The 26,474-nt window shown below is 63.4% G+C and carries 23 protein-coding genes; 21 read left to right on the top strand and 2 right to left on the bottom strand.

Annotation, left to right across the window (positions count from 1 at the left end; translation table 11 throughout):
* Positions 1-51: 51 nt before the first annotated feature.
* Together OKW30_RS15050 and OKW30_RS15045 are read left to right on the top strand one after the other, a co-directional pair.
* Positions 52-1,332 carry a dihydroorotase gene (locus OKW30_RS15050; protein WP_184065096.1) on the top strand — a complete coding sequence of 427 codons (1,281 nt, stop codon included), beginning with the start codon at positions 52-54 and terminating at the stop codon, positions 1,330-1,332.
* A 38-nt stretch (positions 1,333-1,370) separates the two neighbouring features.
* Positions 1,371-2,228, top strand: a complete 858-nt coding sequence (locus OKW30_RS15045; RefSeq protein WP_429347013.1) for a lysophospholipid acyltransferase family protein — start codon at positions 1,371-1,373, stop codon at positions 2,226-2,228.
* 35 nt (positions 2,229-2,263) lie between these two features.
* On the opposite strand, the gene OKW30_RS15040 is transcribed toward OKW30_RS15045, so the two are convergent.
* Complete coding sequence (locus OKW30_RS15040) at positions 2,264-3,136, bottom strand: symmetrical bis(5'-nucleosyl)-tetraphosphatase (RefSeq protein WP_429347012.1); 873 nt, start codon at positions 3,134-3,136, stop codon at positions 2,264-2,266.
* A 229-nt stretch (positions 3,137-3,365) separates the two neighbouring features.
* On the opposite strand from OKW30_RS15040, the gene OKW30_RS15035 reads away from it, so the two are divergent.
* The 19 genes from OKW30_RS15035 to OKW30_RS14945 all read left to right on the top strand — a co-directional run bounded on the left by OKW30_RS15035 (position 3,366) and on the right by OKW30_RS14945 (position 25,264).
* Positions 3,366-4,277, top strand: coding sequence for a GDP-mannose 4,6-dehydratase (locus tag OKW30_RS15035; protein ID WP_187628505.1), 912 nt, complete (start codon positions 3,366-3,368; stop codon positions 4,275-4,277).
* A gap of 403 nt (positions 4,278-4,680) precedes the next feature.
* Positions 4,681-5,742 (top strand): dTDP-glucose 4,6-dehydratase, encoded by a 1,062-nt coding sequence (gene rfbB, locus OKW30_RS15030; RefSeq protein ID WP_184065108.1) that lies wholly within the window; start codon positions 4,681-4,683, stop codon positions 5,740-5,742.
* 10 nt (positions 5,743-5,752) lie between these two features.
* Positions 5,753-6,646, top strand: coding sequence for a glucose-1-phosphate thymidylyltransferase RfbA (gene rfbA / locus OKW30_RS15025; protein ID WP_184065112.1), 894 nt, complete (start codon positions 5,753-5,755; stop codon positions 6,644-6,646).
* Positions 6,631-7,182, top strand: coding sequence for a dTDP-4-dehydrorhamnose 3,5-epimerase (rfbC, locus tag OKW30_RS15020; protein WP_184065114.1), 552 nt, complete (start codon positions 6,631-6,633; stop codon positions 7,180-7,182). Before rfbA ends, rfbC begins: the two co-directional genes overlap by 16 nt.
* 9 nt (positions 7,183-7,191) lie before the next feature.
* On the top strand, positions 7,192-8,118 hold the full coding sequence (gene rfbD / locus OKW30_RS15015) for a dTDP-4-dehydrorhamnose reductase (protein ID WP_429347011.1): 927 nt from the start codon (positions 7,192-7,194) through the stop codon (positions 8,116-8,118).
* Between the two features lie 287 nt (positions 8,119-8,405).
* On the top strand, positions 8,406-9,821 hold the full coding sequence (locus OKW30_RS15010) for a mannose-1-phosphate guanylyltransferase/mannose-6-phosphate isomerase (protein ID WP_429347010.1): 1,416 nt from the start codon (positions 8,406-8,408) through the stop codon (positions 9,819-9,821).
* Position 9,822: 1 nt separating this feature from the next.
* Positions 9,823-10,641 carry an ABC transporter permease gene (locus OKW30_RS15005; protein WP_184065123.1) on the top strand — a complete coding sequence of 273 codons (819 nt, stop codon included), beginning with the start codon at positions 9,823-9,825 and terminating at the stop codon, positions 10,639-10,641.
* A gap of 4 nt (positions 10,642-10,645) precedes the next feature.
* A complete protein-coding gene (locus OKW30_RS15000) occupies positions 10,646-11,422 on the top strand; it encodes an ABC transporter ATP-binding protein (protein WP_184065126.1) in 777 nt (258 codons plus the stop codon).
* A 144-nt stretch (positions 11,423-11,566) separates the two neighbouring features.
* Positions 11,567-12,949 (top strand): phenylacetate--CoA ligase family protein, encoded by a 1,383-nt coding sequence (locus tag OKW30_RS14995; protein ID WP_429347009.1) that lies wholly within the window; start codon positions 11,567-11,569, stop codon positions 12,947-12,949.
* Entirely contained in the window at positions 12,946-14,523 is a 1,578-nt protein-coding gene (locus tag OKW30_RS14990; RefSeq protein WP_429347008.1) for a polysaccharide deacetylase, read from the top strand. Before OKW30_RS14995 ends, OKW30_RS14990 begins: the two co-directional genes overlap by 4 nt.
* Positions 14,520-15,641, top strand: coding sequence for a non-hydrolyzing UDP-N-acetylglucosamine 2-epimerase (gene wecB / locus OKW30_RS14985; protein ID WP_429347007.1), 1,122 nt, complete (start codon positions 14,520-14,522; stop codon positions 15,639-15,641). Before OKW30_RS14990 ends, wecB begins: the two co-directional genes overlap by 4 nt.
* Positions 15,634-16,887 (top strand): glycosyltransferase, encoded by a 1,254-nt coding sequence (locus OKW30_RS14980; RefSeq protein WP_429347006.1) that lies wholly within the window; start codon positions 15,634-15,636, stop codon positions 16,885-16,887. Before wecB ends, OKW30_RS14980 begins: the two co-directional genes overlap by 8 nt.
* Positions 16,884-18,017, top strand: coding sequence for a glycosyltransferase (locus OKW30_RS14975; RefSeq protein ID WP_429347005.1), 1,134 nt, complete (start codon positions 16,884-16,886; stop codon positions 18,015-18,017). Before OKW30_RS14980 ends, OKW30_RS14975 begins: the two co-directional genes overlap by 4 nt.
* Before the next feature lie 381 nt (positions 18,018-18,398).
* On the top strand, positions 18,399-19,823 hold the full coding sequence (locus OKW30_RS14970; protein WP_184065141.1) for a UbiA family prenyltransferase: 1,425 nt from the start codon (positions 18,399-18,401) through the stop codon (positions 19,821-19,823).
* 2 nt (positions 19,824-19,825) lie between these two features.
* A complete protein-coding gene (locus tag OKW30_RS14965; RefSeq protein ID WP_429347004.1) occupies positions 19,826-21,142 on the top strand; it encodes an FAD-binding oxidoreductase in 1,317 nt (438 codons plus the stop codon).
* On the top strand, positions 21,139-21,879 hold the full coding sequence (locus OKW30_RS14960; RefSeq protein ID WP_429347003.1) for an SDR family oxidoreductase: 741 nt from the start codon (positions 21,139-21,141) through the stop codon (positions 21,877-21,879). Before OKW30_RS14965 ends, OKW30_RS14960 begins: the two co-directional genes overlap by 4 nt.
* A gap of 133 nt (positions 21,880-22,012) precedes the next feature.
* The gene (locus OKW30_RS14955) at positions 22,013-22,411 is read left to right on the top strand and encodes a GtrA family protein (protein ID WP_184065146.1); all 399 of its coding nucleotides are present in this window, start codon (positions 22,013-22,015) and stop codon (positions 22,409-22,411) included.
* Between the two features lie 71 nt (positions 22,412-22,482).
* Positions 22,483-23,949, top strand: a complete 1,467-nt coding sequence (locus tag OKW30_RS14950; protein WP_429347002.1) for a hypothetical protein — start codon at positions 22,483-22,485, stop codon at positions 23,947-23,949.
* A gap of 127 nt (positions 23,950-24,076) precedes the next feature.
* A complete protein-coding gene (locus OKW30_RS14945; RefSeq protein WP_429347001.1) occupies positions 24,077-25,264 on the top strand; it encodes a hypothetical protein in 1,188 nt (395 codons plus the stop codon).
* A 28-nt stretch (positions 25,265-25,292) separates the two neighbouring features.
* Here OKW30_RS14945 and OKW30_RS14940 read toward each other — a convergent pair whose 3' ends face one another.
* Entirely contained in the window at positions 25,293-26,453 is a 1,161-nt protein-coding gene (locus OKW30_RS14940; protein WP_429347000.1) for a methyltransferase domain-containing protein, read from the bottom strand.
* Between the last annotated feature and the right edge of the window lie 21 nt (positions 26,454-26,474).

Here is a 26,474-nt window from a genome sequence, read left to right as displayed (position 1 = left end):
GATCGGGAAGCCGAACGATAGGCTGAACCACAGGTTTAACAAAGGCAGCGCATGAAGATTCATATTCAAGGCGGCACGCTGATCGATCCGGCAGCGGGCACCGAACAGCAGCAGGATATCTTTATCGAGGCGGGCAAGATCGCCGCCTTGGGCAACGCGCCGGCCGGCTTCCAGGCGGAGCGTACGCTCGACGCGCGCGGTCTGTCGATCGCGCCGGGTCTCGTCGACCTGTGCGCGCGTTTGCGCGAGCCGGGCTACGAGCACAAGGCGACGCTGGGCTCGGAAATGGCCGCGGCGCTCGCGGGCGGCGTGACGAGCCTCGTATGTCCGCCGGACACCGATCCGACGCTCGACGAACCGGGCCTCGTCGAAATGCTGAAGTTCCGCGCGCGCAATCAGAGCAAGGCGCACGTGTATCCGCTCGGCGCGCTGACGGTCGGTCTCAAGGGGCAGGTCATCACCGAGATGGTCCAGCTGACCGAGGCGGGCTGCGTCGGCTTCTCGCAGGCCGACACGCCGATCGTCGATACCCAGGTGCTGATGCGCGCGCTGCAATACGCGAAGACCTATGATTTCACCGTGTGGCTGCGTCCCGTCGATGCGTATCTGGGCAAGGGCGGCGTCGCCGCGAGCGGCGCGCTGGCGTCGCGCCTCGGGCTCTCGGGTGTCCCGGTGGCGGCCGAAACGATCGCGCTGCATACAATCTTTGAACTCGTGCGCGTAACCGGCGCGCGCGTGCATGTGTCGCATGTGTCGTCGGCGGCGGGCGTGGCGCTCGTGCGCGCGGCGAAGGGCGAGGGCCTGCCGGTGTCGTGCGACGTCACCGTGAACCACGTGCATCTGATCGACCTCGACATCGGTTACTTCGACGCGCAGTTCCGGCTCGATCCGCCGCTGCGCCAGCAGCGCGATCGCGAAGCGATCCGCGCGGGCCTCGTCGACGGTACGATCGATGCGATCTGCTCCGCGCACACGCCGGTCGACGACGACGAAAAGCTGCTGCCGTTCGCCGAAGCGACGCCGGGCGCAACCGGCCTCGAACTGTTCCTGTCGCTGACGGTGAAGTGGGCCGACGAAGCGGGCGTGCCGCTCGCGACCGCGCTCAATCGCATCACCGCGGCGCCGGCGCAGGTGCTCGGCCTCGAAGCGGCTGGCCGCATCGCGCTCGGCGCGGTGGCCGACCTCTGCGTGTTCGACCGTCACGCTCACTGGCGCGTCGAGCCGCGTGCGCTGAAGAGCCAGGGGCACAACACGCCGTTCCTCGGCTACGAGCTGCCGGCACAGGTGCGCGCGACCGTCGTGTCCGGTCAGCTCGCCTACGAACAGCGCTGAGCGGTATCGTTTCGGTCCAGTCAAGGAAAGCTCCGGCCATGAAGCTCGCGTTACGCAAGGTCCGTCTCATCACGCATCTGCTGCACGGCATGTGGACCGTCGCGACGCGCTTTCCGAACGCGAGCGCCGAGCGGCGTCACGCGCTCAATCGCGCGTGGTCGCTGAAGATGCTGCGGCTGTGCGGCATGCGCCTCGTCGTGCATAACGACGCGGTGCGGCTCGATCGTGGCGTGCTCGTCGTCGCCAATCACATCTCGTGGATCGACATCTACGTAATCAACGCGTGGCGGCCGACGCCGTTCGTCTCGAAGGCGGAGATCCGGCAATGGCCGGTGGTCGGATGGCTCGCACAGCAGCTCGATACGGTGTTCATCCAGCGCGAGAAGCGCAGCGACGCGAAGCGCATCATGCACGAACTCGCCGCACGGCTCAGCGCGGGCGAACTGATGTGCGTGTTCCCCGAAGGCACGACGTCGAACGGGCTCGAGTTGCTGCCGTTTCACGCGAACCTGTTCCAGGCCGCGGTGTCGGCCGGTGTGCCGGTGCAGCCGCTGTGCATCATGTACGAGGACGCGCAGGGCCGGCAGTCGACGGCACCCGCATATATCGACGACGTGTCGTTGTCCGACTCGCTCGACATGCTGTTGCGTGGCGGTCCGCTGACCGCCCACGTATATGTTGGCGCACCGCTCGCGCCGGACGCGGACCGGCGGGTGCTCGCGGCGCAGGCTCAGCAGGTGGTGGCGAACGCGTTGCGGGACATGCAGGCCGGCAACGCAGTGGCGGGGACGGTCGCGCAAGAGGGCGACGTCGTAGATGCTGCGTCGTCGAGCGACGCCCCTGAGACGGCGGAAACGCTGATCGAGCCCGTCGATCAGCCGCGCCGCTCGGTCTAGCGGCGGCGCTGCCGGGCAGCGTCGCCGTCTTCTGTTTAGTTGCCCCCGCGCGGCACGCCGCGCGAATCGCAATCGACTTGCGTCAACGTCCGCTCAGCCGGGTTTTTCGCGAGCCGCACCGCCGACAGCTTCTGCCCCCACACGCAACCCGAGTCGAGGCCGATCAGGTTGTCGCGCAACATCAGGCCGAGCGCGGCCCAATGACCGAACACGACGGTCACGTCGGCGGTCTTGCGCGACGGCACGTCGAACCACGGCATGCAGCCGCTCGGCGTGGATGCGAGCGTGCCGCTGCTGCTGAAATCCATCACGCCATCGGCGCTGCAAAAGCGCATGCGCGTCAACGCGCTGCACGTGACGCGCAGACGCTCGATACCCTTCAGGCCCGGCTTCCAGCGGTTCGGTTCATTGCCGTACAAGCCGGCAAGCGTCTCTTTCCAGTTCGGCGCACGCAGCGCGCGTTGCAACTCGTCGGCGAGTTCGAGCGTCAGCGTCGCATCCCATTGCGGCAGCACGCCCGCATGCACCATCAGCATGCCGTTGTCGAAATGCGCGAGCGGGCGGTGGCGTATCCACTCGAGCAGATCGGCGGCATCGGGCGCGGCGAGGATGTCTTCGATCGTGTCGCCTTTCTTCGACTTGCGAATCCCCGCCGACACCGACAGCAGATGCAGATCGTGATTGCCGAGCACCGGCACCGCGCGCTCGCCGAACGCGATCACGTCACGCAAGGTGTCGAGCGAGTCGGGGCCGCGGTTGATCAGATCGCCGGCGAACCACAGCGGTGTGCCGTCCGGCGGCGCGGCTTTGGCCAGCAGTTGCCGAAACGGTGCGCGGCAGCCTTGCAGATCGCCGAAAGCAAGAGGGACGAGGGGAGCGGAGGTACTGGAAGCGTTAAGGGGTGTCATCGAGGAAATCAAGGCGATTCGATACGCGCGGTGCCGCACGACGCGTGCCACGCTGGGCAGAGCAGCAAGATAGCGTGACATAATAGCCCGTTTGGGGTTCGGGTATCGCGCGATCACGTTGCGGGACGCGGGTGGAAAACCGCCGTAACACGGCACCGCGGCAACCACGCATGGACCGCGCGCGATTCCAATACAACAACAGGATGACTCTCTCGTGAACGAAGCCAGCATGTCGTCTTCCGCGGCGAAGCAATCATTTCGCACGCTCGTCACCGGTGCGAACGGTTTTACCGGCCGCTATCTGGTCGAGAAGCTGACCGGGCGCGGCCATACCGTGATCGAAGCGGTGTCCGGCCGCGACGAGCCCGACACGCCGACACGCGTCAAACTCGACATCACCTCACCGGAAGACTGCCGGCGCGTGCTCGAAACCGTGCGGCCCGATTTCATCGTGCATCTGGCCGCGATTAGCTTCGTGGGGCACAACGATCCGCTCGACTTTTATCGCGTCAACGTGATCGGCACGCAGAACCTGCTCGAAGCCTGTGTCGCGATTGGCCATGTGCCGCGCAAGCTGCTGATCGCAAGCAGCGCGAACGTGTACGGCAACGTCAGCAGCGCCGCGATCGACGAGAGCTTCCCGCTTATGCCGGTCAATCATTACGCGGCCAGCAAAGCGGCCATGGAAGCGCTGGTGCGCACATGGTTCGACCGCCTGCCGATCTTGATCGTGCGGCCGTTCAACTACACCGGCCGCGGCCAGGCGGTGAACTTCCTCGTACCGAAGATCGTCAGCCACTTCGCGCGGCGTGCGGCATCGATCGAACTCGGCAATATCGACATCGCGCGCGACTTCTCTGACGTGCGTTATGTGGCGAGCGCGTACGAGGCGTTGCTCGGCTCCAATGTCGCCGCCGAAATCGTCAACGTCTGTACCGGCACGCCGTATTCGTTGCGTGAAATCCTCACGACCGCGAGCGAACTCACCGGTCACGACATCGAAGTCCAGGTCAATCCCGCCTTTGTCCGCCAAACGGACGTCAAGATGCTTGCCGGTTCGCCCGCCAAATTGCACTCGCTGGTGCCGGCGGTCGAGTCGATCCCTTTCATCGATACGCTGCGCTGGATGCTCGCGGCCTGAGCGCGCTCGCGCGAGCAACCGCCTGACGGTCTGCACCGAAGGGCCGCGTTTGCGGCCTTTCATGACGCTTTCGCCGTTCTTCTTCTTCTTCTTCGTTTCCCACTCTTTCCGCGCCGCGCCGCACAGTATGTGGCGCACATCATTACAGGCGCCAAAATGCGCGTAACCGCACCGAAAAGCCCCTTTCCACAGACCAACGGCAACGAATTCTGTCAAGCTGTTTCAAGTTGTTAGGGTTCTGGTTTTTGCACTGGGCGGCTTTATAATTGGGGATTCATAAAATTGGCGTCTGAGTGTCCACTCTCCGGGGAACGCGACGGACGACCAGAGAAACGGACACCACGCGGGGTGAACAGGTCGCAAGCTCTTCGCCGCCTGTCACTAACATCGACAAGGGAATTACATGATCCTGGTAACGGGCGGTGCCGGCTTTATCGGCGCTAATTTCGTGCTCGACTGGCTGAATGCGTCGGACGAAGCGGTGCTCAACGTAGACAAACTGACCTACGCCGGCAACCTGGGCACGCTGAAGTCGCTACAGGGCAATCCCAAACACATTTTCGCGCGCGTCGACATTTGCGATCGCGCCGCGCTCGATACGCTATTGGCCGAGCACAAGCCGCGCGCCGTGCTGCATTTCGCGGCCGAGAGCCATGTGGATCGCTCGATCCACGGTCCGGCCGATTTCGTGCAAACCAACGTCGTCGGCACCTTCACGCTGCTCGAAGCGACGCGCAGCTACTGGAACACGCTGGGCGTTGCGGAGCGCGCCGCGTTCCGCTTCCTGCACGTGTCGACCGACGAAGTGTTCGGCTCGCTGTCGGCAACCGATCCGCAGTTCTCCGAAACTACGCCTTATGCGCCGAATAGCCCCTATTCGGCGACCAAGGCCGGTTCGGATCACCTCGTGCGCGCCTACCACCACACGTACGGCCTGCCGGTGCTGACCACCAACTGCTCGAACAACTACGGCCCGTACCAGTTCCCCGAAAAGCTGATTCCGCTGATGATCGCCAACGCGCTCGGCGGCAAGCCGCTGCCCGTGTATGGCGACGGGCAGAACGTGCGCGACTGGCTGTACGTCGGCGACCACTGCAGCGCGATCCGTGAAGTGCTCGCGCGCGGCACGCCGGGCGAGACGTACAACGTCGGCGGCTGGAACGAGAAGAAGAATCTCGAGGTCGTGCACACGCTGTGCGACCTGCTCGACCAGCAGCGCCCGAAGGCGGCCGGCTCGTATCGCGACCAGATCACCTATGTGAAAGATCGTCCGGGTCACGACCGCCGTTACGCGATCGACGCCCGCAAGCTCGAGCGCGAACTCGGCTGGAAGCCGGCGGAAACGTTCGAGACGGGGCTCGCCAAAACGGTCCAGTGGTATCTCGACAACCAGCAATGGGTCGACGAAGTCGCTTCGGGCGAATACCGGAAGTGGGTCGAGACCAACTACGCGCAGCGCGCGTAAAGGCACGGCAATGGCGCGCAAAGGCATTATTCTCGCGGGCGGCTCGGGCACCCGCCTGTATCCGATCACGCACGTCGTCTCCAAGCAGCTGCTGCCGGTGTACGACAAGCCGATGATCTACTACCCGCTGTCCACGCTGATGGTGGCGGGTATTCGCGACGTGCTGATCATCTCCACGCCGCAGGACACGCCGCGCTTCGAGGCGATGCTCGGTGACGGCAGCCAGTGGGGCATGAACATCCAGTACGCGGTGCAGCCGTCGCCGGATGGACTCGCGCAGGCCTTCATCATCGGCCGCGAGTTCGTGAACAATGATCCGTCGGCGTTGATTCTCGGCGACAACATCTTCTACGGCCACGATCTCGCGAAGCAACTCGAACGCGCCGACGATCAGACCGACGGCGCCACCGTGTTCGCGTATCACGTGCAGGACCCGGAACGCTACGGCGTGGTCGAATTCGACAAGCAGTTCCGCGCGTTGTCGATCGAGGAAAAGCCCGCCAGGCCGCGTTCGAACTACGCGGTCACGGGTCTGTACTTCTACGACAAGCAGGTCTGCGACATCGCCGCGGACATCAAGCCGTCGCCGCGCGGCGAGCTCGAGATCACCGACGTGAACTCGCGCTACCTCGCGAACGCGGCGCTCAACGTCGAGATCATGGGCCGCGGTTATGCGTGGCTCGACACCGGCACGCACGATTCGTTGATCGAAGCCGCGACCTTCATCGCAACGCTGCAAAAGCGCCAGGGTCTGGTGGTCGCGTGTCCGGAAGAGATCGCGTACCGGCGTCAGTGGATCGACGGCGAGCAGTTGCTCGCGCTCGCCAAACCGCTCGCGAAGAATGCCTACGGGCAATATCTGCAAAACATTCTCACGGATCACGTCGCATGGCCATCCAGGTAACCGCAACCGCGCTGCCCGAAGTCAAGATCATCGAGCCGAAGGTGTTCGGCGATGCGCGCGGCTTCTTTTTCGAAAGCTTCAATGCGCTCGAATTCGCCGAGAAGGTCGAGCCGGGCGTCGAGTTCGTGCAGGACAATCATTCGCGTTCGGCGAGAGGCGTGCTGCGCGGTCTGCACTATCAGATCCAGCATGCGCAGGGCAAGCTCGTGCGCGTGGTCGAGGGCGAGGTGTTCGACGTCGCCGTCGATATCCGCAAGAGCTCGCCGAACTTCGGCAAGTGGGTCGGCGTGACGCTGTCGGTCGAGAACCATCGGCAGCTGTGGGTGCCGCCCGGTTTCGCGCACGGCTTCGTCGTGCTGTCGGAGTCCGCGCAGTTCCTCTACAAGACCACGGACTATTGGTTCCCCGAGCACGAGCGCAGCATCGTGTGGAACGATCCGGCGATCGGGATCGAATGGCCGGTCGACTTCGAGCCGCTGCTCGCGGCCAAGGATGCGGCGGGCAAGCGTCTCGCCGACGCCGAAGTCTACGCATAAGGGGATCGCATGAGCGCACACGACGCGAAACGGACGATTCTCGTCACCGGCGTAAATGGCCAGGTCGGCTATGAGCTCGCGCGCACGCTGCAAGGGCTCGGCAACGTGGTCGCGGTCGACCGCTCGCGGCTCGATCTGTCGAACCTCGATCAGATTCGCGCGGTGGTGCGCGACCTGCGTCCCGCGCTGATCGTCAATCCGGCCGCTTATACGGCGGTGGACAAGGCCGAAGAAGAGCGCGACCTGGCAATGCGCATCAACGGCGAAGCACCGGGCGTGCTCGCCGAGGAAGCGAAAAAGCTCAGCGCCGCGCTGATCCACTATTCGACCGACTACGTGTTCAACGGCACGAAAGAAGGCGCGTACGTCGAAGACGATCCAACCGATCCGCAGAACGTCTACGGCCGCAGCAAGCTCGCGGGCGAGCAGGCAATCGCGGCGAGCGGCGTGAATCACCTCGTCTTGCGCACGAGCTGGGTGTACGGCACGCGCGGCAAGAACTTTCTGCTGACCATGTTGCGGCTCGGCGCCGATCGTCCGGAGCTGAAGGTGGTGGCCGACCAGTTCGGCGCGCCCACCTGGTGCAACACGATCGCGACGCTGACCGCGCATCTGTGCGCGCAGTCCTTCGCCGCCGAAGACGGCGCGAAGTGGTGGGACGAGCGTTCGGGAATCTATCACCTGTGCGCGGGCGACTCGACGTCGTGGCACGGTTTCGCGTCGGCGATCTTTGAACTCGCGGATTTGCCGAACAGGCCGAACACGCTGCCGATTCCGGCCGCGGATTACCCGACGCCCGCGAAGCGCCCAGCCAATTCCAGAATGTCGAACGACAAGCTGGCGCGCGTGTTCGGGCTCGCCGCGCCGCATTGGCGCGACGCGTTGAAGCTGTGTCTGACGGACGGTTTTCCAAAGTCGCCGGCGGCGCGCACCTGAGTCGCGGTTTCGACGCAGGGCTCGCGAGCGCCGGTGCGGCGAAGGAAACACTCGCATCGGACGTCCTGCCGCGCACGCCGCTCGCCATGATGCCGTCGTGGTCCGGGATCGATCGAAACGATTGTTGCCTGACAATGGTGCAAGGGGTGCGGCGGTAGAATGTCGCTCGACGCGAGGGCGTTCCAGGCGCGGATTTAACGTTCTATGCGCAGTAGATTGCAAACGTGTGCGTCAACCGCGCGCAAGCCAGTATGGCCACGTAAAAAATACGGTATCGAGAGGGAGCTGTGAGTTTGTTACCGATCATTCTGTGCGGCGGAGCGGGATCGCGGCTCTGGCCGGTCTCGCGGGAATCGCACCCGAAGCCGTTCATCCGTCTCGCGGACGGCGAAAGCCTGCTGCAGAAAGCGTTCCTGCGCGCGGTCGCGTTGCCCGGCGTGAAGGAAGTGCTCACGGTAACCAACCGTGAGCTGTTCTTCAAGACCGAAGACGATTTCCGCGAGGTGAACGGCAAGAACGTCGCGACCTCGTTCATTCTCGAACCGTTCGGCCGCAACACGGCCGCGGCGGTTGCCGCGGCGGCCTTGCACACGGCGAAGGCGCATGGCGCAGACACCGTGATGCTGGTGCTTGCCGCGGATCACCTGATCGCGGATCAAACCGCGTTCGCCGCGGCGGTCGCGCGTGCGCAGACGCTTGCGCAGGCCGGCAACGTGGTCACCTTCGGCATGCATCCGGATACGCCCGAAACCGGCTACGGCTATATCGAAGCCGATGGCGAGCGGGTCGTGCGCTTCGTCGAGAAGCCGTCACTGGAGAAGGCCCGCGAGTATCTGGCGTCGGGCAAGTTCGTGTGGAACTCGGGCATGTTCTGCTTCACCGCGGGCACGATCCTGAAGGAAATGCGCGAGCATTGTCCCGACATTCTCGATGCCGCGGCCGAATGCATGGACAAGTCGCCGTTCGCCGAAGGCAAGAGCGGCGCGCAGGTGCGTCTCGAGCCGGGCTGCTTCGGCGCGGTGCCGGAGCTGTCGTTCGACTACGCGGTAATGGAGAAGTGCGAGCACGCGGCGGTCGTGTGCTGCAACCTCGGCTGGACCGACGTCGGCTCGTGGACCGCGCTGTCCGACCTGTCGCCGGCCGATGCGAGCGGCAACCGCGTCGAAGGCGAGGCGCTGCTCGTCGACGTGAAGAACTCGTATCTGCGCAGCGACGGGCGCCTGATCGGCGCGGTCGGCATCGACAACCTGATCGTGATCGACACGCCCGATGCGCTGCTCGTCGCGCACCGGGATCGCGCGCAGGACGTGAAGCAGATTTTCGCGGAGCTGAAGTCGCGCGGCCATGAGACGTACAAGGTGCATCGCACCGTGCATCGGCCGTGGGGCACGTACTCGGTGCTCGAAGAGGGGCCGCGCTTCAAGATCAAGCGCATCGAGGTGAAGCCGGGCGCGAGCCTGAGCCTGCAGATGCATCATCACCGCAACGAGCATTGGGTCGTGGTGAGCGGCATGGCGAAGGTCGTCAACGGCGAAAAAGAGTTCTTCGTGTCGACCAACGAGTCGACCTATATCCCGGCGGGTCACAAACATCGCCTCGAAAATCCGGGCGTCGTCGAGCTCGTGATGATCGAAGTGCAAAGCGGCGAATATCTGGGCGAAGACGATATCGTTCGCTTCGAAGACATTTACGGACGTACTTGAGATGGATATCAGTTTTACCAACGACTCGGAAGACCTGACACGTCACAACGAGCGCGACGACCTGCTGGTCGGCATGAAAGCGGTGCGGGTCTGGGGCACGCTCGGCTGGCACGACATCCGGCAGCGTTATCGCCGCTCGGTGCTCGGGCCGTTCTGGTTCACGCTCAGCACGGTCATCATGGTGGTCGTGCTCGGCGCGTTGTACTCGACGCTGCTGCACCAGGAACTCTCCGACTATCTGCCGTATCTGGCGGTGGGTCTCGTCGTGTGGGCGTATCTGGCGTCGGTCGCCAACGAGGGCTGCATGGCCTTCATCGGCTCGGCCTATCTGATCAAGCAGATAAGGTTGCCGCTCACCGTGCACGTATGCCGCATCGCGTGGCGCAACTTCGTGATCCTGCTGCATAGCCTGCCGGTCGTCGTCGTGCTGCTGCTCGTGTTCGGTCACTGGCCGGGCTGGGAAATCGTGCTGGTGCCGTTCGCGCTCGTGATCCTGCTGCTGCACGGCGTGTGGCTCGGCGTCACGCTCGGCGTGCTGTGCGCACGCTTTCGCGACATTCCGCCGATCGTCACGAACCTGATCCAGGTCGTGTTCTTCTTCACGCCGGTCATGTGGTCGCCGGAAATCCTGAAGGACCGCGCGTGGGTCGCCGAATACAACCCGCTCTATCACCTGATCGAAACGGTGCGCGCGCCGCTCACCGGCCGCCCGACCCACTGGGAGTCGTGGGCGTGGTCGATTGGCCTCCTGATCGTCGGTTTTGCGTTCGCGCAGATCCTGATGAAGCGTTTCCGTAATCGCGTTCCTTACTGGCTTTGATATTGTGAGTTCTACATCGATTGTCGCTCGTAACATCTCCGTCGAATTTCCGATTTACGAGAACTCGCATCGCTCGCTGAAAAAGGCGGTGCTCAATTTGACGACGGGCGGCCGGATCGGCCAGGACGCGGGTCGCCATGCGATCGTCCGCGCGATCGACGACCTGAGCTTCACCTTCAGCGAAGGCGAGCGCATCGGCCTGATCGGCCACAACGGCTCGGGCAAGACGACGCTGTTGCGCACGCTGTCGGGCGTCTATGCGCCGGTGCGCGGCGAGCTGAAGGTGCGGGGCAAGATCGCGTCGCTGCTCGACGTGTCGATGGGCCTCGACCCCGACGCGACCGGCTTCGAAAACATCTATCTGCGCGGCATTCTCGACGGGCTGAAGCCCGCGCGCATCCGCAGCAAGATCGACGAGATCGCCGACTTCAGCGAACTGGGCGATTACCTGAATCTGCCGGTGCGCACCTATTCGAGCGGGATGATGCTGCGCCTCGCGTTCGCGATCTCGACGAGCGTCGAAGCCGACATCCTGATCATGGACGAATGGCTGAGCGTCGGCGACGCCGAGTTCAGCGTGAAGGCGGCCGAGCGTCTGGAAGGCCTCGTCGGCAAGGCGGCGCTGCTGGTGGTGGCGTCGCACGACCCGTCGCTGGTCGCGCGCGTGTGCAGCCGCAAGATCTCGATGGAACACGGCAAGATGGTCGCCGACGAACCCGTGCTGCCGTCGGAAAAATCCGACGAGCCGCTCATCAGCCACACCGCGCAGTTGCCGCACTGAGCGCGCCGACGCGCGAGCTGCGAGCGCGACGGCGACAGGCAAATCCATCGGCTCATCGGCTAAACCGCGCCCCGGCGCAAGCCAGTCCCGCAGTTCAGCAACACCCTCGCGACCAATCCCGAGGCGTAACAAGGTTCGAATTTGATGCGAGCTAATCACCCGTTTCTGCGCTACTCCGAATCCCTGCTCGTGCGTCAGCCGTTTCGCACGCTGAAGGGTTTCGCGGGCGGCTATATCGCGTATCCGATTGCGGAGAACGCCGAAAAGCGCAACGTGCGCCCGAAAATCCGCGAGCTGCGCGGGCACTATTCGCTGCCGATGCCGCATCGCCGCCGCATCGCGCTCGAACGGCTCGTCGCCACGCTCGAATTCGCCGGCGCGAAGGTGCCTTACTATCGCGACCTGTTCCAGGCGAAGCAGTTGGATCCCGCCAAGGTCAGGAACGACCCGCGCTACCTCGAAGAACTGCCGTATCTGACCAAGGACATCATCCGCGAGCAGGGTCCGCGTCTCCTGTCGGGACCGCTCGAGGCTGGCAAGCACCACGCGTGCAAGACCGGTGGCTCGACCGGCCTCTCCACGACGATTTACTACGACCGGGAAGGCGCCGATTATTCGTCGGCGGTCACCAACTATTGCCGCGAGCGGATCGGCAAGCTGCGCCATCGCTCGGAGTTGCACTTCGCGTGCCGTTTCCCGGATCAGGTCGTGCCCGAGTGGCCGTCGCGCGAAGACTTCAAATGCTTCGCGATGAATCGCAGCAATGTCTTCTTCGACCGCATCGACGATCACGGCCTCGAGGAGATGTGGCGCACGCTGAAGCGCCGCCGCCCGTATCTCGCGCACTCGCATCCGTCGACGATGTACGCGCTCGCCTGCTATGTCGAGCGCAAGTACGGCGGCGGCAACGCGTTCCAGGTGTTCGAGTCGAGCGGCGAGCTGCTCGAGCCGCATGCGCGCGAGATGATCGCGAAGGCGTTGCGCTGCCGCGTGATCGACCGCTACGGCCTCGCCGAGCTCGGTGTGATGGCCTATGAGCTCGACGGTCACGAAGGCGGCTTCCAGATCCTCGAATCGGAAGGCTGGCCGGAAAGCCGCGTCGCGCCGGACAACCCCGACGGCGCGCACGAGCTGGTGTTCACCGGGTTCCGCAACCGGCTGATGCCGTTGATCCGCTACACGACCGGCGACCTCGCGCGCGTGCAGGAGACGGAGAAGGGCTTCTTCCTGACCGACGTGGTCGGCCGGATTCACGACGTCGTGCCGATCAACGGCGTCGCGCATCCGACGCACCACATCCAGGACATGCTCGATCACCGCGTCGGCGGCATCCAGGAATTCCAGATCGATCTGCGCACGACGCCGCCCACTTTGCGCATCGTGCTCGAACCGCACGCGAACGCGGAGGACACCACCGCGAAGCTGCGCCACTTCTGGCAGGACGCGTTCACGATCGCCTACGTCGGTCACGACGATTTCGTGCGCGTGGGCAGTCGCGCCAAATTCCGTCACGTGGTGAGCGCATGATCGGCGTCGCGTTTCCCGATGCGCGCGCCGACGCCGGCCAATACGTGCTGGCGGCGCTGCGGCGCTCGGTCAGCGCGACCCAGGCCCAGGCGATCGCGCGCAACATGCTGCGCGAGAGCGCGCCCGACGTCGTGGTCGCGGTCGACGCGCCCGATGCGTGGAGCGCCGACCTGATCGCGTTCGTGCAGGCGCGGCCGCGCAAGCTGATCGTGTTCGGCCATATGCCGATCGCGCTCGCGGACTATCTGCGTTATCGGCCCGCGGCGTTGCCCGCCGACCTCTCGCAAGCGAGCCGCAGTGCAACGGCGCCTTCGGGCGAGTCGCGCGAAAGCGCGGCGGCGGTGCGCTACGGCGCGCTCGCGCAGACACTCGGCGGCGCGCCATGGCATCGCCCGTTCGAGCGCTTCGATTTCACCGACGAATGGAACAACCTCGGCTACGGCGCGATTCGCGCCGACGGCTCGATCTGGGCGCTCGCGCAGGCGCCCGAAGTTCCGGCCGAAGCGGAGCTGGCCGCGGTCGTCGTGAACGGCGAGCGACAGTTCGCGTACGCGGCGCTGTGGGATGCGGGCGCATCGGCCGTGCTGTGGTTCAACCGGCCGGTCGGCCCGTGCGATTCGTTCGAATGGCGCCTCGTCGAGCAGTTTCTGTCGGGCTACCGGGCCGATGCGCTGCCGTGTCAGCCGGTGCTGAGCGAACTCCCGTGGGGTTACGACGCGGCGATCACGTCGCGGCTCGATTGCGACGAGGACGTCGAATCGGCGCGCCCGTTGTGGCACGCGTACCGGCGTCTCGGCGTGCCGTTCACGCTCGCCGTGCATACGCAGAACCTGCAACGCGGCGGCCAGCACGACATCCTGCGCGAACTGCTTGCCGACCGGCAGCAGGGCGCGGTGCTGTCGCACACGGCGACGCACTCGCCGAACTGGGGCGGCAGCTACGACACCGCGATCGCGGAAGGCGTGCAATCGGCCGAACTGCTCGAACGCGCGACCGGCGTGCCGGTGCGCTACGCGGTGTCGCCGTTTCACCAGTCGCCGCCGTACGCGATGCGCGGCCTGATCGACGCGGGCTACGCGGGCTGCATCGGCGGCATCATCCGCAACGATCCGGAGTTTCTGAGCGCACGCGGCGGCGCGTTGGCCGGTTTGCCGGTGGGCTTCGTCGGTCACAGCCAACAGTGCATGCTGCACGGCGACTGCATGCTGAAAGAGGGCGATCCGCTCGCGATCTTCAAGCAGGCCTTCGACACCGCGTACGCGACCAACACGCTGTTCGGCTATCTCGACCATCCGTTCTCCGAGCGCTACGCGTACGGCTGGACCGACGAGGCGGCGCGCATCGACGCGCACGAGCAGTTGATCGCCTACATGCGCGGCAAGGCCCAACGGCCGCTGTTCTTGCACGAGGAAGCCGCGCTCGATTTCCTGCGCTTGCGCTCGCTCGCGCAGATCGTCGAACACGACGGCGTCTTTCGCGTCGTCACGCCCTTCGCCGACACGACGCCGCTCGCGCTGGGCGTCGAGTTCCGGGGCGCTCATACCAAAGTCGAGGCGGGGAAAGCACTGCAATGAAAGTCATGGTGGTGATGGGCACGCGGCCCGAGGTCATCAAGCTCGCACCGCTCGTGCGAGCGCTGCGCAGCGAGTTCGACACGATCGTCTGCGCGAGCGGGCAGCACAGGGACATGGCCGCGCAGGCGCTCGAATTCTTCGGCATCGAACCGGACATCGCGCTCGAAACGATGCACCCGGGTCAATCGCTGAACGCGCTCGCGTCGCGCCTGATCGCCGCGCTCGATCGCGCGCTCGACGAAACACGTCCCGATTGGGTGATCGTGCAGGGCGACACGACGACCGCCTTCTGCGCGGGCTTCGCGGCGTTCCAGCGCGGCATCCGCGTCGGTCACGTCGAGGCGGGGCTGCGCACCGGCGATCTGGCGAGTCCGTTTCCCGAGGAAGCGAACCGCAGCCTGCTCGGCCGCATCGCGACGCTGCATTTCGCGCCGACCTCGCGCGCGCGCGACAGCCTGCTCAGCGAAGGCGTCGCGCCAGAGAAGATCGTCGTGACCGGCAACACGGTCGTCGATGCGATCGGCGAAGTGCGCGCGAGCTGGAGCGTCACGCCGCCGGCGAGTCCGCTGCCCGCATGGCATGGCGCGCAGCAGCAGCACGTGCTCGTCACGTGCCATCGGCGCGAGAATTTCGGCGACGTGCTGCAGGACATCTGCCGCGTGCTGCGCGACCTGTGTCAGCGCTATAGCGATTACCGCTGGGTGTTCCCCGTGCATCTGAACCCGGCCGTGCGCGGGCCCGTGCATCGCGAGCTCGATGGCATCCCGAACCTCGCGCTGATCGAGCCGGTCGACTATCCGACGAGCCTTTATCTGATCAGCGGCAGCGCCGTCGTGGTCAGCGATTCGGGCGGCATCCAGGAAGAAGCGCCAACCTTCGGCGTGCCGGTCGTCGTGATGCGCAATCACACCGAGCGCCGCGAAGGCGTCGACGCCGGTTTCGCGACGCTCGCGGGCCAAAGCGCGGCGAGCATCGAAAGCGCGGTGATCGGCTGGCTCGACGATCCCGCGCGGCGCGCGGCGCTGCGCGATCGCGCGAATCCGTACGGCGACGGACTGGCCTCACGACGCATCGTCGACAGCCTGCGCGGCCGACCGGTCGAGGTGTTCGTTGGCTGACGGCAAGAACCCCGTGCTTGCCCCGCAAGACTGCGTGCTGTTTTCGAGCGCCGACTGGGACGAGCCGTACTGGACCAACAAGCAGCACACGGCGAGCATCCTCGCCGCGCGCGGCTGGCGGATTCTGTATGTGGAAAGCGTTGGCTTCCGCTCGCCGAAAGTGGCCAGCGGCCGCGACTGGTCGCGCCTGTGGCGACGTCTGTGGCGCGGCGTGCAGTCGCTCGTGCTCGGCCCGCCGCGCCGCGCCGACAACATCTGGGTGCTGTCGCCGCTGATGGTGCCGGCCGGGCATCATTTGCCGTTCGTGCGCTCGCTGAATCAGGCGATGCTGCGTTTTTCGGTGAACCGCTTCGCGAGGTCGCATCGCTACGTCAAGCCGGTCGTGTGGACGTACCACCCGTACATGCTCGATGCGATCGCGACGCTGCCGCGCGGGACCCTGGTCTACCACTGCGTCGACGATATCGCGGCGATTCCGGGCGTCGACGTCGACGCGTTCCGCAATGCCCAGCAGGACCTGCTCGGGCGCTGCGAGGCGGTATTCACGACTGCGCAGTCGCTGAAGGACGTGTGCCAGCCGTTTAACCCCAATACGCATTTCTTCGGCAACGTCGTCGATGAAGCGCACTTCGGCGCGGCGCGCGCGGACGGCCCGCTGCCCGCCGAGCTCGCCGCGATCGACGAGCCGCGGCTCGTGTATCACGGCGTGCTGTCGGACTTCAAGGTCGATCTGCCGTTGCTGCTGCAAACCGCGCAGGCGCGGCCGCAGTGGCAATGGGTGATCATCGGCGAGGAGCGCGAAGGGCAGCGCAGCGACCTGCTCGCGCAGCTCAAGCGTCTGCCGAACGTGCATCTGCTCGGCTACCGGCCGTATCGCGTGCTGCCGCAGTATTTGCGCGGCATGCGGGTCGGTGTGTTGCCGACGCTGATCAACGAATACACGCACTCGATGTTTCCGATGAAGTTCTACGAATATCTCGCGGCCGGTCTGCCGGTCGTATCGACGCCGCTCGATTTCGCGAAGGAACCGCGCGCGGGGCTCGAAGTGGGCAGCGATGCCGACGCGTTCATCGCGGCGATCGACAAGCAGCTTGCACGCGGCAAGCTGAGCGTGGAGGAAGCCCGCGCGGCGGTTGGCGAGAACACGTGGGAAGCGCGGCTGGACAAGATGCTGGCGATCACCTTCCACTTCCCGCAGGCGGGCGGCGGCAGCGCGCGGCCACACGGCGCTGAGGTGCGCGCGTGAGGGTCGTTCATGTGTACCGCACGTACTTCCCGGACCCGCCCGGCGGCCTGCAGGAAGCGATCCGCCAGATTGCGCTAGCGACGCGCGAGCGCGGCGTCGAACCGCGCATTCTGACGCTGTCGCCGAGCCCGACGCCGACCGTCGTCGAACGCCCGGAAGGGCAGGTGATCCGCGAGAAATCGTGGGCGGCGCCGGCATCGTGCGATCTCGGCGGGCCCTGCTCGGTGATCAGGTATCGCGAGCTGGCCGACTGGGCCGACGTCGTGCATTTCCACTTTCCGTGGCCGTTCGCCGACGTATTGCATCTGCTCGGACGCACCAGCAAACCGACGGTGATGACTTACCACTCCGACATCGTGCGGCAGAAGCTGCTCGGCGCCGTCTATGGGCCGCTGATGCGGCGCACGCTGCGCAGCATGTCCGCGGTGGTCGCGACGTCGGCGGCCTATGCGCGGACCAGTGAGACGCTTGCCGCGTGCGTGTCGAAGGAGCGTCTGAAGACGATTCCGCTCGGCATCATCGACTATCGCGACGAGCCGCAGCCGCTCGATGCGCAGCGCAAGCTCGAGAGCCGGCTCGGCCTGGCGCCGGGCGAGCCGTATTTTCTGGCGCTCGGCGTGTTGCGCTACTACAAGGGACTGCATACGCTCGTCGAGGCCGCCCGGCATGTGCAGGCGAAAATCGTCATCGCTGGCTCGGGGCCGGAGCGCGAGCGGCTCGCCGCCTTGGCGCGGCAGCATGGCGCGACCAACGTCGTGTTTGCCGGGCAGGTCACGCATGAGGAAAAGGTTGCGCTGCTCGAGGGCTGTCGCGCGATGGTGCTGCCCTCGCATTTGCGCTCCGAAGCGTTCGGGATGGTGCTGGTCGAAGCCGCGATGTTCGGCAAACCGATGGTGTGCTGTGAGGTGGGGTCCGGGACGTCGTTCGTCAACGAGGATGGGGTGACGGGGTTTGTCGTGCCGCCCGAGGCGCCCGAACCGCTGATCGCCGCGATTAACCGGCTGGCGCTGGATGAAGCACTGGCGCGCGGCATGGGAGGGGCGGCGCGGGAACGATATGAGCGGCTATTTTCTGGGCCAGCGTTGGGAAACGCATATAAATCGCTGTATGAACACGTATTGTCTTCCTGAGTCGTTATTTTCTTTCTCTCTATATCGCCGAAAAGCTTGCGAAAGGGTTTAATTCACCTTGGTTTGCGCAAATTCGGCCTATATGCGAGATGTTGGTATTATCTGCGCGGTCGAGCCCGGTACACTGATTATTCTGCTTCGTTACAGATATTGCGGGCTCAGGGTTGTTAACTCAGGGTTGTTAAATCAGTCGGCGATAAGTTGACAAATAAATTGGCAGCGGGTTGTAGGGGAGGGCGCGAGATGGTAGCGTGATGCCGCTTTACGCCGTCCGGATATTGATCCTCGTGGTTCGACTTGACCCGCTGCCGCGCCAGAACGAATTTCTACGGCATCGCATGTGCCTTCTACACTCTTTTCTGCCCTGCGGCGGTTCACTGAATGAGCAGCAAACCACTCGTCGTCGATCTTGATGGAACTCTCATTCGCTCGGACGTCCTGATTGAATGCGGATTTGCTTTCACCCGATCCGCTCCCCATCGGTTCTACGAGCCGCTTCTGTGGCTCCTGCGCGGGGGCAAAGCCGGCCTCAAAGCCCGCTTGGCCGAAGCGACCGATATCGACGTCACCGTCCTGCCCTACGACGCCACGGTCATCGAGTGGCTGAAGGAAGAACGGGCCGCCGGGCGGTCGCTCGTGCTGGCGACCGCTAGCCATGAACGCTACGCGAAGGCGATTGCCGATCATCTTGGGCTATTCGACAAAACCTTCGCCACGCATAGCGACATCAATCTGTCCGCGCATCGCAAGCGCGACAGGCTCGTGGCCGAGTTCGGCGAGAAAGGCTTCGACTACGCGGGCAATTCGCACGACGATGTCGCAGTCTGGGCCGCGGCCGAGCGTGCTTATGTGATCAATCCGTCGAGTGGCGTAGAGCGCGCGGCCCGCAAGCAGGGCAACGTCGAGCGCGTCATCGACCAACGCTCCGCGTGGCCGGGAACGTGGGCGAAGTCGTTGCGACTGCATCAGTGGCTGAAGAATCTGCTGATTTTCGTTCCGCTGCTCGCGGCGCATCAACTGTCGGACGCCGCGCTGGTCATTGCCGCGCTCCTCGCTTTTTTTGCCTTCGGTGTCTGTGCGTCGAGCGTCTACCTGCTGAACGATCTGCTCGATCTCGAGGACGACCGGCATCATCCGACCAAGCGCAAACGCCCGCTTGCTTCGGGCGCGTTGCCGCTGGTTTGGGGCGCGGCGCTCTGTCCCGTTCTGCTGGTCGTGGGCGGCGCGATCGCGTGGTTCTGCCTGCCTCATAAGTTCGCGCTGGTTTTGCTTGGATATTACGTACTCACGCTGGCCTATTCGTTCTATCTGAAGCGGCGAGTCATGATGGACGTGGTTGTGCTGGCCTTGCTCTATACGACACGGATCATCGCCGGAAGCGCCGCGATCGATGCGCGGCTCACGTTCTGGCTGCTCGCGTTTTCGATGTTCATTTTTCTCAGCCTCGCGCTCGTCAAGCGGTATGCGGAACTGCACGCGTTGAAGGAGCGCGGCCTCGTGAAGTCACGCGGCCGCGGCTATGTCGCGAGCGATCTGCCGTTGATTTCGTCACTAGGCGCGGCCTCGGGCTATCTGTCCGTGCTAGTTCTCGCGCTTTATATTCAGGACGGCAATACGGCGAGCCTCTATCGGCATCCACAGTACATCTGGGTGGCCTGTCCTCTGCTGCTTTACTGGGTGAGCCGCACGTGGATCATCGCGCATCGCGGCTCCATGCATGACGACCCGATCATATTCGCGGCAAAAGACCGGAGCAGCTGGCTGATCATGGCCCTATGCGGTGCCGTGTTCTGGATGGCGATCTAGCCATGTCCAAAGTCCAGTCCTGGGGGCGCTATCCGTACGCGCTGCAAGAGGCTCATCCGATCGCCTGGCGTGATACGGCCGCGGCGGTATGGCGAAGTGTCGGTGGCACGCAGCGCACGACCCTTGCCTTCGGCAATGGGCGCAGTTACGGCGACAGTTGCCTCGCGTCGTCGGGGCACGTGGTCCAGACGCTGCCGCTGGACCGGATGATTCTGGCCGACTGGCAAAACGGCGTATTGCGCGCTGAACCGGGCATGACGCTCGAGCAGATTCTCGACGTGGCGATTCCGCGTGGATGGATGTTGCCCGTGACGCCGGGGACGAAGTACGCGACGTTGGGCGGCGCGATCGCCAACGACGTGCACGGCAAGAATCACCATGTACGCGGCACGTTTGGCCGGCATGTGCGGCGTTTCTCCTTGCTGCGAAGCGACGGCACGCAGTTCGAATGTACGCCGGACCTCCGCCCCGAGTACTTCACCGCAACGATCGGCGGCCTTGGTATGACGGGGCTGATCGCGTGGGCTGAAATCCAGCTGATGCCGATCAGGTCGAGCATGCTCGACGTGACCAGTATCCGCTTTGCCAACCTCGACGAGTTCTTCGCGTTGTCCGAACGGCTCGACGAACTGCATGAGTACAGCGTGGCGTGGGTGGACTGTCAGAGCCGTGATGCCGCGTTGGGCAGAGGCATTTTCATGGTCGGCGATCACGCCTCAGAGGGGGGGCTCGACGTCGAACGCCGCAAGACGCGTACGGTGCCGTTCACGTCGCCGATCCCCGTTTTCAACCGCCTGACCCTGCGCGCCTTCAACGAGTTGTACTACAGGCGGCAACGCGCGGACGCGCTTCGCTCGACGGTGAGTTACGACTCGTACTTCTATCCGCTCGACAGCCTGCTTGAATGGAATCGCATCTATGGCCGCTCGGGCTTCCAGCAGTATCAATGCGTGATCCCGGCAGCCGTTGCGCGCGAGGCAACGCGGGCCATTCTCGACGCGATTGCCCGCAGCGGCACGGGGTCGATACTTGCCGTGCTGAAGCGCTGCGGCGCCATCAAATCGCCGGGCTTGCTGTCTTTTCCGCTCGAAGGCACCTCGCTCGCGCTCGACTTCCCGCAGCGCGAGGAATCGAATCGCAAGCTTTTCGACCGGCTGGATGCGATCGTGCGCGAGAGCGGCGGCCGTTTGTATCCCGCCAAGGACGCGCATATGTCGGGCGAAGATTTTCGCGCTGCCTATCCGCAGTGGGAACGGGTCGAAGCGCTGCGTGATCCGGCTTTGCTGTCACGCTTTTGGGAACGAACCACTCGAGTATGAAAAACATCGTTATCGTAGGCGCCACTTCGGCGATCGCCATTGCCTGTGCACGGCAATGGGCTAAACAGGGCGCGCGGTTCTTTCTCGTCGCGCGCAACATGGAGCGCCTCCAGCAGGTTGCCGACGACCTCAAGGCACGTGGTGCGCAAGACGTGCTGTGTCAGCAGTTGGACATCGATCAGCTCGGTGAACATGCCGCCATGATGCAGCGTTGTTCGGCCGAGTTCGGCGCGCTCGACATCGTGCTGGTGGCGCCGGGTACGCTGCCTGACCAGCAGGACTGTCAGAACGATGCCGACGTCGCGGTCCGCGAGTTCAATACCAATGCCGTATCGATCATCGCGTTGCTGACGCGTTTTGCCACTGTGATCGAGCAGCAGCGGCGCGGCACGATCGCGGTCATTTCGTCGGTGGCCGGCGATCGCGGTCGCCAGTCGAACTATCTGTACGGCAGTGCAAAAGCAGCGCTCTCCGCGTTTTGCGAGGGCCTGAGGGCGCGCCTGTTCAAGGCGGGCGCGCATGTGCTGACGATCAAGCCCGGCTTTGTCGCGACGCCAATGACAGCGGGTCTTCCCTTGCCGGGACCGCTTGTTGCTACCGCGGACAAGGTCGCGGGCGACATCGTGCGCGCGGTGGAAAAGGGTAGGGATGTCATTTATACCCCGTGGTTCTGGTGGAGCATCATGCTGATCATTCGCTCTATTCCTGGCCGCGTGTTCAAGCGGCTCTCGTTGTGATCCATTGCATGCATCGCGACGGGTCTGCCGTGCTCGACGGCAACCGTCGCCGCCCAGCGAGCGCATGGCGCGGCGAATGTTCGTTCGACCTTCCTGACCTGGTGTGCCTTTCGTGAACTCCTCGGCAACTCCCATGAGCGCGTCGCGCCTCGTGATTTTTTACGCGATATTCGCGGCAGTTTCGATCGCCGCGAATATCGGTCTGCAGAAGCTCTCGCTGATCACCTATTCGGGAGCGTTCAGCGTGCCGCTGTCGGTGGTCATCGGAACGGGTGGCGGGCTGGTGGTGAAGTTCTTACTCGACAAGCTCTGGATCTTTCGATACCAGCATCGCGATCTGTCGCACGGCATACAGAGTTTTCTGCTGTACACGGTGATGGGGCTCGCAACTACGGCGATTTTCTGGGGCTTCGAATTCGGCGCGGACGCGATCTATCATTCCGAGCCTGCCCGCTTTACGGGCGGCGTGATTGGCCTCGTGATTGGTTATATAGTCAAATATCGGCTCGACAAGAAGTTCGTTTTTGCCTGATTCGGGCAATGCATTGATTTTTGTAGTTGCGCTGCCGCACGCGCGTAATCAGAAAATATTGACCAATGAACATGCAACGATTTAGACAGTACCTTTCGGAGAACGCGCTTCTACTGGTGGTCACCATTGCCGTGGGTGGTTATCTCGCGTGGCAGACGCGCAACTTTCAGCTCGATGATTCGCTGATCTATCTGCGATATTTGCGCAATCTGTTTGACGGGCAAGGGCTCACCTACAACGCGGGCGATCGCTTCAACGGGCTGACGTCGCCGTTGTATTCCTACTTGCTGATCGTGGCGAACGTCGTGGCCGGTAATTTGCAATATACGACGATCTTTTTGTCGTTCGTGTTCCTGTGCGCGGCCGCGATCACCGGAGCGCATCTGCTGGCGAGCGGAAAATACGAACAGACGCTGTGCGCGCTGATCGTCGTTTCCTTCAATTATTTTTACTACACCTTTGGGATGGAGACTTCGCTGTTTCTGTTCCTCTCCGCGCTCGCGTTGATACTCTATCGCAGGGAGCAATTTTTCGGTCTGGGTGTGGTGCTGGGTCTGCTGTTCATCACGCGCAGTGAAGGTGTGTTCCTTGGCCTTGTCGTGGTCGTCGATTACTTCATCAGGAACAGAAAGCTGCCTCATGTTAAGTATTTCGTCGCGCCGGTCATTCTGCTCGCGGCCAATTTCATATTTAACTACTACTACTACGGCGCGTTTCTTCCGGCCACCGGCAATGCGAAGCTCGGGCAGGGCAAGTCGGGGTACTGGGGCGAGGGACTGATTTTTCTCCACGTGCAGTACATGAAGGACGCTTTCTTCGGGGGTGACTTCCGGCTGCTCGCGTTCATGCTGCCGATCGGTCTCGTCGGCGTGCTGTCGAGTCTCGGCAACAGGATCGCGTGGCTCGTCATTCTCTATCTCGTGCTGCTGGGTTCGTTTTATGTGTTTCTGCATATTCCGAATTACCACTGGTACTACGCACCATTCTTCCTCTTCGGCTTGTTGTTCGTTGGTGTGGGCGCGTGGAGGGTGCTCAGCTTCACGTACGAGCGGTCCCGGGAGAGCTCTGTTTTCCTCTCGCTGTTCCTTGCGTTTTTTCTCGTCACGAGCGGATTCGTTTATCACAGCTTTGGTATCTCGAACGTGCAGCGCGGCCCGATGGACGCATACAAGAATATTGGTGAATGGATAAAAACTAACACGCCAGCCAAGGCGGTCGTTGCAAGCGTCGAGATCGGAACCGTGGGCTGGTACTCCGACCGGTACATCATCGACATTCTCGGTCTGACCAATCGCTATAACGCGGACTACATTGCTCGCAAGGATCTTTACTCGTGGCTCACGAAGTACAGCCCGGATTACATTCTCGTGCATGAGCCGCTCGGGACTTTCGAGGCAAGCGCGAATTGCCTGCTCGCGAGCCAGGCCTATGCTCCTGTGGACACATTCAATTTCGCTGGTTACCGCCTGCTACGGCGCAGTGACGCCGCGGGGACGCAGCAGCAGATTCAAACATGCGCAAAAGGGCCGCGGACCTGATGAGTCCTGCAACACTCGTTGCGAAGTCATGCCTGCCGGCTTGAGGCAATAACGGCCGACTCGATGTTCGAGTCGGCTGTGGACTTCTGCTCATCTTTTTGTCCAAAAAAATACTGAATTACAGGATATGCAGCGAGAAAAACCCCGCCTCTTCCCATTGCTCGTGTTTTTATGGGCGTTGCTGCTCATGTGGTATCGGGCGCCTCAGCGCATCGAGCACGGCTTTCTGTGGGCCGAAGACGCCACGATCTTTATCGCGCAAGCGCACGAACTGGGTATCCGGTCATTCGTCCAGGGCTATTCCGGCTATTGGCATGTCGTTCCGCGTCTGGTCGCGTGGCTGCAGATGAAAACGACGCCAATCGACGAGGCGCCGTACTTTTTCATGTGGGCGTGTGCGTTGATCACGGCCGGGTCGAGCGCCTACATGGCTCACGCGTTTCGAATCTTCTCGCGTCCCATCGCCGCACTTCTCGCACTCGGACCTCTGCTGGTCCCGCAGACGGGCGAGACGCTGCTGAACGTTACGAATATTCAATGGATACTGCTTCCGGCGCTCATCGTTCTGCTGTGGGAAAACCTGTTCAATCCGCCGACATCCTGGTATAGCGTTCGGGCCTTGGCGGCTGCGGTCATTGCGTTGACAGGCCCCTTTGGCATCATCACGTTCGGCCCGACCGTGCTGGCTTGTATCTACGCGCGGCGTCGTGGGAAGTTTTCATATCGTCAGACTGGATTTCTGGCCGTCTATACCGCGGGCGTAGCGGGGCAGGTTTATGCGGTCGCAACGAACGCCTCGCCGCCGCTCGACTTCGGTCCGGCGCCGTATGTGTGGCGTTATGGCTCCCGGATGATCCGCGAGCTGTTTTGCAGTCTGCTGCCGTCCCCGGATAGCGTTCCGCTAATCGCCGGCTTGATCCTGGCGATCGTCTTGGTGTTCGTCGTGGCGAGATCGCGAGCGGTTTTTGCCTGTCTGCTGCTCGCGCCGATGGCGGGCATCATCTGGTTGCTCGGCGCCGCGAGATCGAATCCGTACTCGGTACACATGGAGTGGTACGGCTTCGGTGCCCGGTACATCTATCCTGCCTTGCTGTTCTTTTTCTGGGCCGCGCTGCTGTCGATCGCAACGTCGAGTTCGAAGCTGTCGCGGGTATTAGCGGGGGGATTCGCCGTCGTTATCCTGCTGGCCAGCGCTACGAGATTTCCCGCGTCGGAATGGCCAATGTGGAACATTACGGCGAACGACAAGGGGCATACGCTAAAGGTCGCGCCGAACTGGGCGGTACAGATTCCTGCTAGCCCGCCCGGCCATTAGGTCATCGAGCGTTTCCCCGTCTCGATCGTTACCTCGCTTCAATGGCGACCGGAGCAGGGGCAGCCTGAGCCTCGGGGGCCGGCCGCAAGGCCCGCCCCTCCCGCCATCCATATTGAAGGTAATGCTGACCCGCGTTCACGCCCGCCGCCGCCACGTCCGTATTGACGGCGAGATATTCCTGCTCGTTGAAACCCGGCGGCAATTCGACCGCTACGTCCGGGTCCAGTTCGCTGGGCTGTCCGCTCAAGCGCGGCGTGCTCTTACGGGCGTTCGGTCCGGCGCATAGCTCCTTGAGTTTGCGATGCGTGCGCCAGAACGGCACGGCCGGCGTCGAGTCGCTGGCCTCGCGCTCCATTCGCCGCCAGCTGTCGGCAATATATTCGCGATCGCGCGAGCGCCTCATCACGACAGAAAACTCGATATCGTTGTGCAGCGTGTCGTTGAAATCTTCACAAGCGAAGTCGATCAGCTCCATTTCGCAAAGATCGGCGATCAGTTTTGCAAACGAGCGCGGCGTGAAAACCCAGCAGTGAACGTCGTGATAGGTGCCGTTTTCGAAGGCGTCGCGTGCGAGATGTAGCGCGCCTTGCCATGTGTGATGCCGCTTGACCGAGTGCGGGTCGATCCGCTTTTGCCACGCTTCGTGGGCCGAGACATCCGCGGCGGACAGGCAATGATCGAGCAGCGAGTAGGGCTGCGGTACCCGCGCACGGGCGATATAGCTGGCCAGTACTTCGGGCAGGCGGCTTTCGCGGCGGAAATAGTCGAAGGTGAAGCGCCGGTCGGGAACCACGAGACGCACTTCGCCGGTCGGTTTGAGGACCGCGGCCAGCTCTCTGAGCCACGTCACCGGATCTGGAACATGCTCGACGACATGAGAGGCCACCACGTAGTCGACATAGCGGCCCCTGATCGCTTCATGCAGCGTGTTGCGCCCCCACACCGCGTCCACATCGACAATCTCTTCGATGTCGAGATTAGGATCGTCCTTGTACTTCTCTCGCAGGTGCGGCGTGTCCGTATGGTCGACGTAGATGATTTCGCCGCCGTCGCTGCGTCGCACGAGAGGCCAGCAAAGCGGGCCTATTTCCACGCCGACGCTTTCCTTGACGTTCAGGCCTTTCAGCAAACGGTAACGCCGCTTATCTCGAAATTCATCGATGCTTGGAGCATTGTCTTCCTTCGCCATGTTGCCTCCTCGTATTGGACG

The organism is Paraburkholderia sp. Clong3 (genome assembly GCF_050436485.1).
In the GTDB taxonomy this organism is placed as follows: Bacteria; Pseudomonadota; Gammaproteobacteria; order Burkholderiales; family Burkholderiaceae; genus Paraburkholderia; species Paraburkholderia tuberum.
This window is presented reverse-complemented; position numbering and strand designations above follow the sequence as displayed.

Excerpts from the sequence above, each read along its gene's own strand:
- OKW30_RS15005 (WP_184065123.1), top strand. The coding sequence starts at position 9,823 with ATGGATATCAGTTTTACCAACGACTCGGAAGACCTGACACGTCACAAC.
- OKW30_RS14970 (WP_184065141.1), top strand. The coding sequence starts at position 18,399 with ATGAGCAGCAAACCACTCGTCGTCGATCTTGATGGAACTCTCATTCGC.
- OKW30_RS15040 (WP_429347012.1), bottom strand. The coding sequence starts at position 3,136 with ATGACACCCCTTAACGCTTCCAGTACCTCCGCTCCCCTCGTCCCTCTT.
- OKW30_RS14990 (WP_429347008.1), top strand. The coding sequence starts at position 12,946 with ATGATCGGCGTCGCGTTTCCCGATGCGCGCGCCGACGCCGGCCAATAC.
- OKW30_RS14995 (WP_429347009.1), top strand. The coding sequence starts at position 11,567 with ATGCGAGCTAATCACCCGTTTCTGCGCTACTCCGAATCCCTGCTCGTG.
- OKW30_RS14965 (WP_429347004.1), top strand. The coding sequence starts at position 19,826 with ATGTCCAAAGTCCAGTCCTGGGGGCGCTATCCGTACGCGCTGCAAGAG.
- wecB (WP_429347007.1), top strand. The coding sequence starts at position 14,520 with ATGAAAGTCATGGTGGTGATGGGCACGCGGCCCGAGGTCATCAAGCTC.
- OKW30_RS15035 (WP_187628505.1), top strand. The coding sequence starts at position 3,366 with ATGTCGTCTTCCGCGGCGAAGCAATCATTTCGCACGCTCGTCACCGGT.
- OKW30_RS14940 (WP_429347000.1), bottom strand. The coding sequence starts at position 26,453 with ATGGCGAAGGAAGACAATGCTCCAAGCATCGATGAATTTCGAGATAAG.
- rfbA (WP_184065112.1), top strand. The coding sequence starts at position 5,753 with ATGGCGCGCAAAGGCATTATTCTCGCGGGCGGCTCGGGCACCCGCCTG.
- OKW30_RS14955 (WP_184065146.1), top strand. The coding sequence starts at position 22,013 with ATGAGCGCGTCGCGCCTCGTGATTTTTTACGCGATATTCGCGGCAGTT.
- rfbD (WP_429347011.1), top strand. The coding sequence starts at position 7,192 with ATGAGCGCACACGACGCGAAACGGACGATTCTCGTCACCGGCGTAAAT.
- OKW30_RS14960 (WP_429347003.1), top strand. The coding sequence starts at position 21,139 with ATGAAAAACATCGTTATCGTAGGCGCCACTTCGGCGATCGCCATTGCC.
- rfbB (WP_184065108.1), top strand. The coding sequence starts at position 4,681 with ATGATCCTGGTAACGGGCGGTGCCGGCTTTATCGGCGCTAATTTCGTG.
- rfbC (WP_184065114.1), top strand. The coding sequence starts at position 6,631 with ATGGCCATCCAGGTAACCGCAACCGCGCTGCCCGAAGTCAAGATCATC.
- OKW30_RS14945 (WP_429347001.1), top strand. The coding sequence starts at position 24,077 with ATGCAGCGAGAAAAACCCCGCCTCTTCCCATTGCTCGTGTTTTTATGG.
- OKW30_RS15045 (WP_429347013.1), top strand. The coding sequence starts at position 1,371 with ATGAAGCTCGCGTTACGCAAGGTCCGTCTCATCACGCATCTGCTGCAC.
- OKW30_RS14950 (WP_429347002.1), top strand. The coding sequence starts at position 22,483 with ATGCAACGATTTAGACAGTACCTTTCGGAGAACGCGCTTCTACTGGTG.
- OKW30_RS15050 (WP_184065096.1), top strand. The coding sequence starts at position 52 with ATGAAGATTCATATTCAAGGCGGCACGCTGATCGATCCGGCAGCGGGC.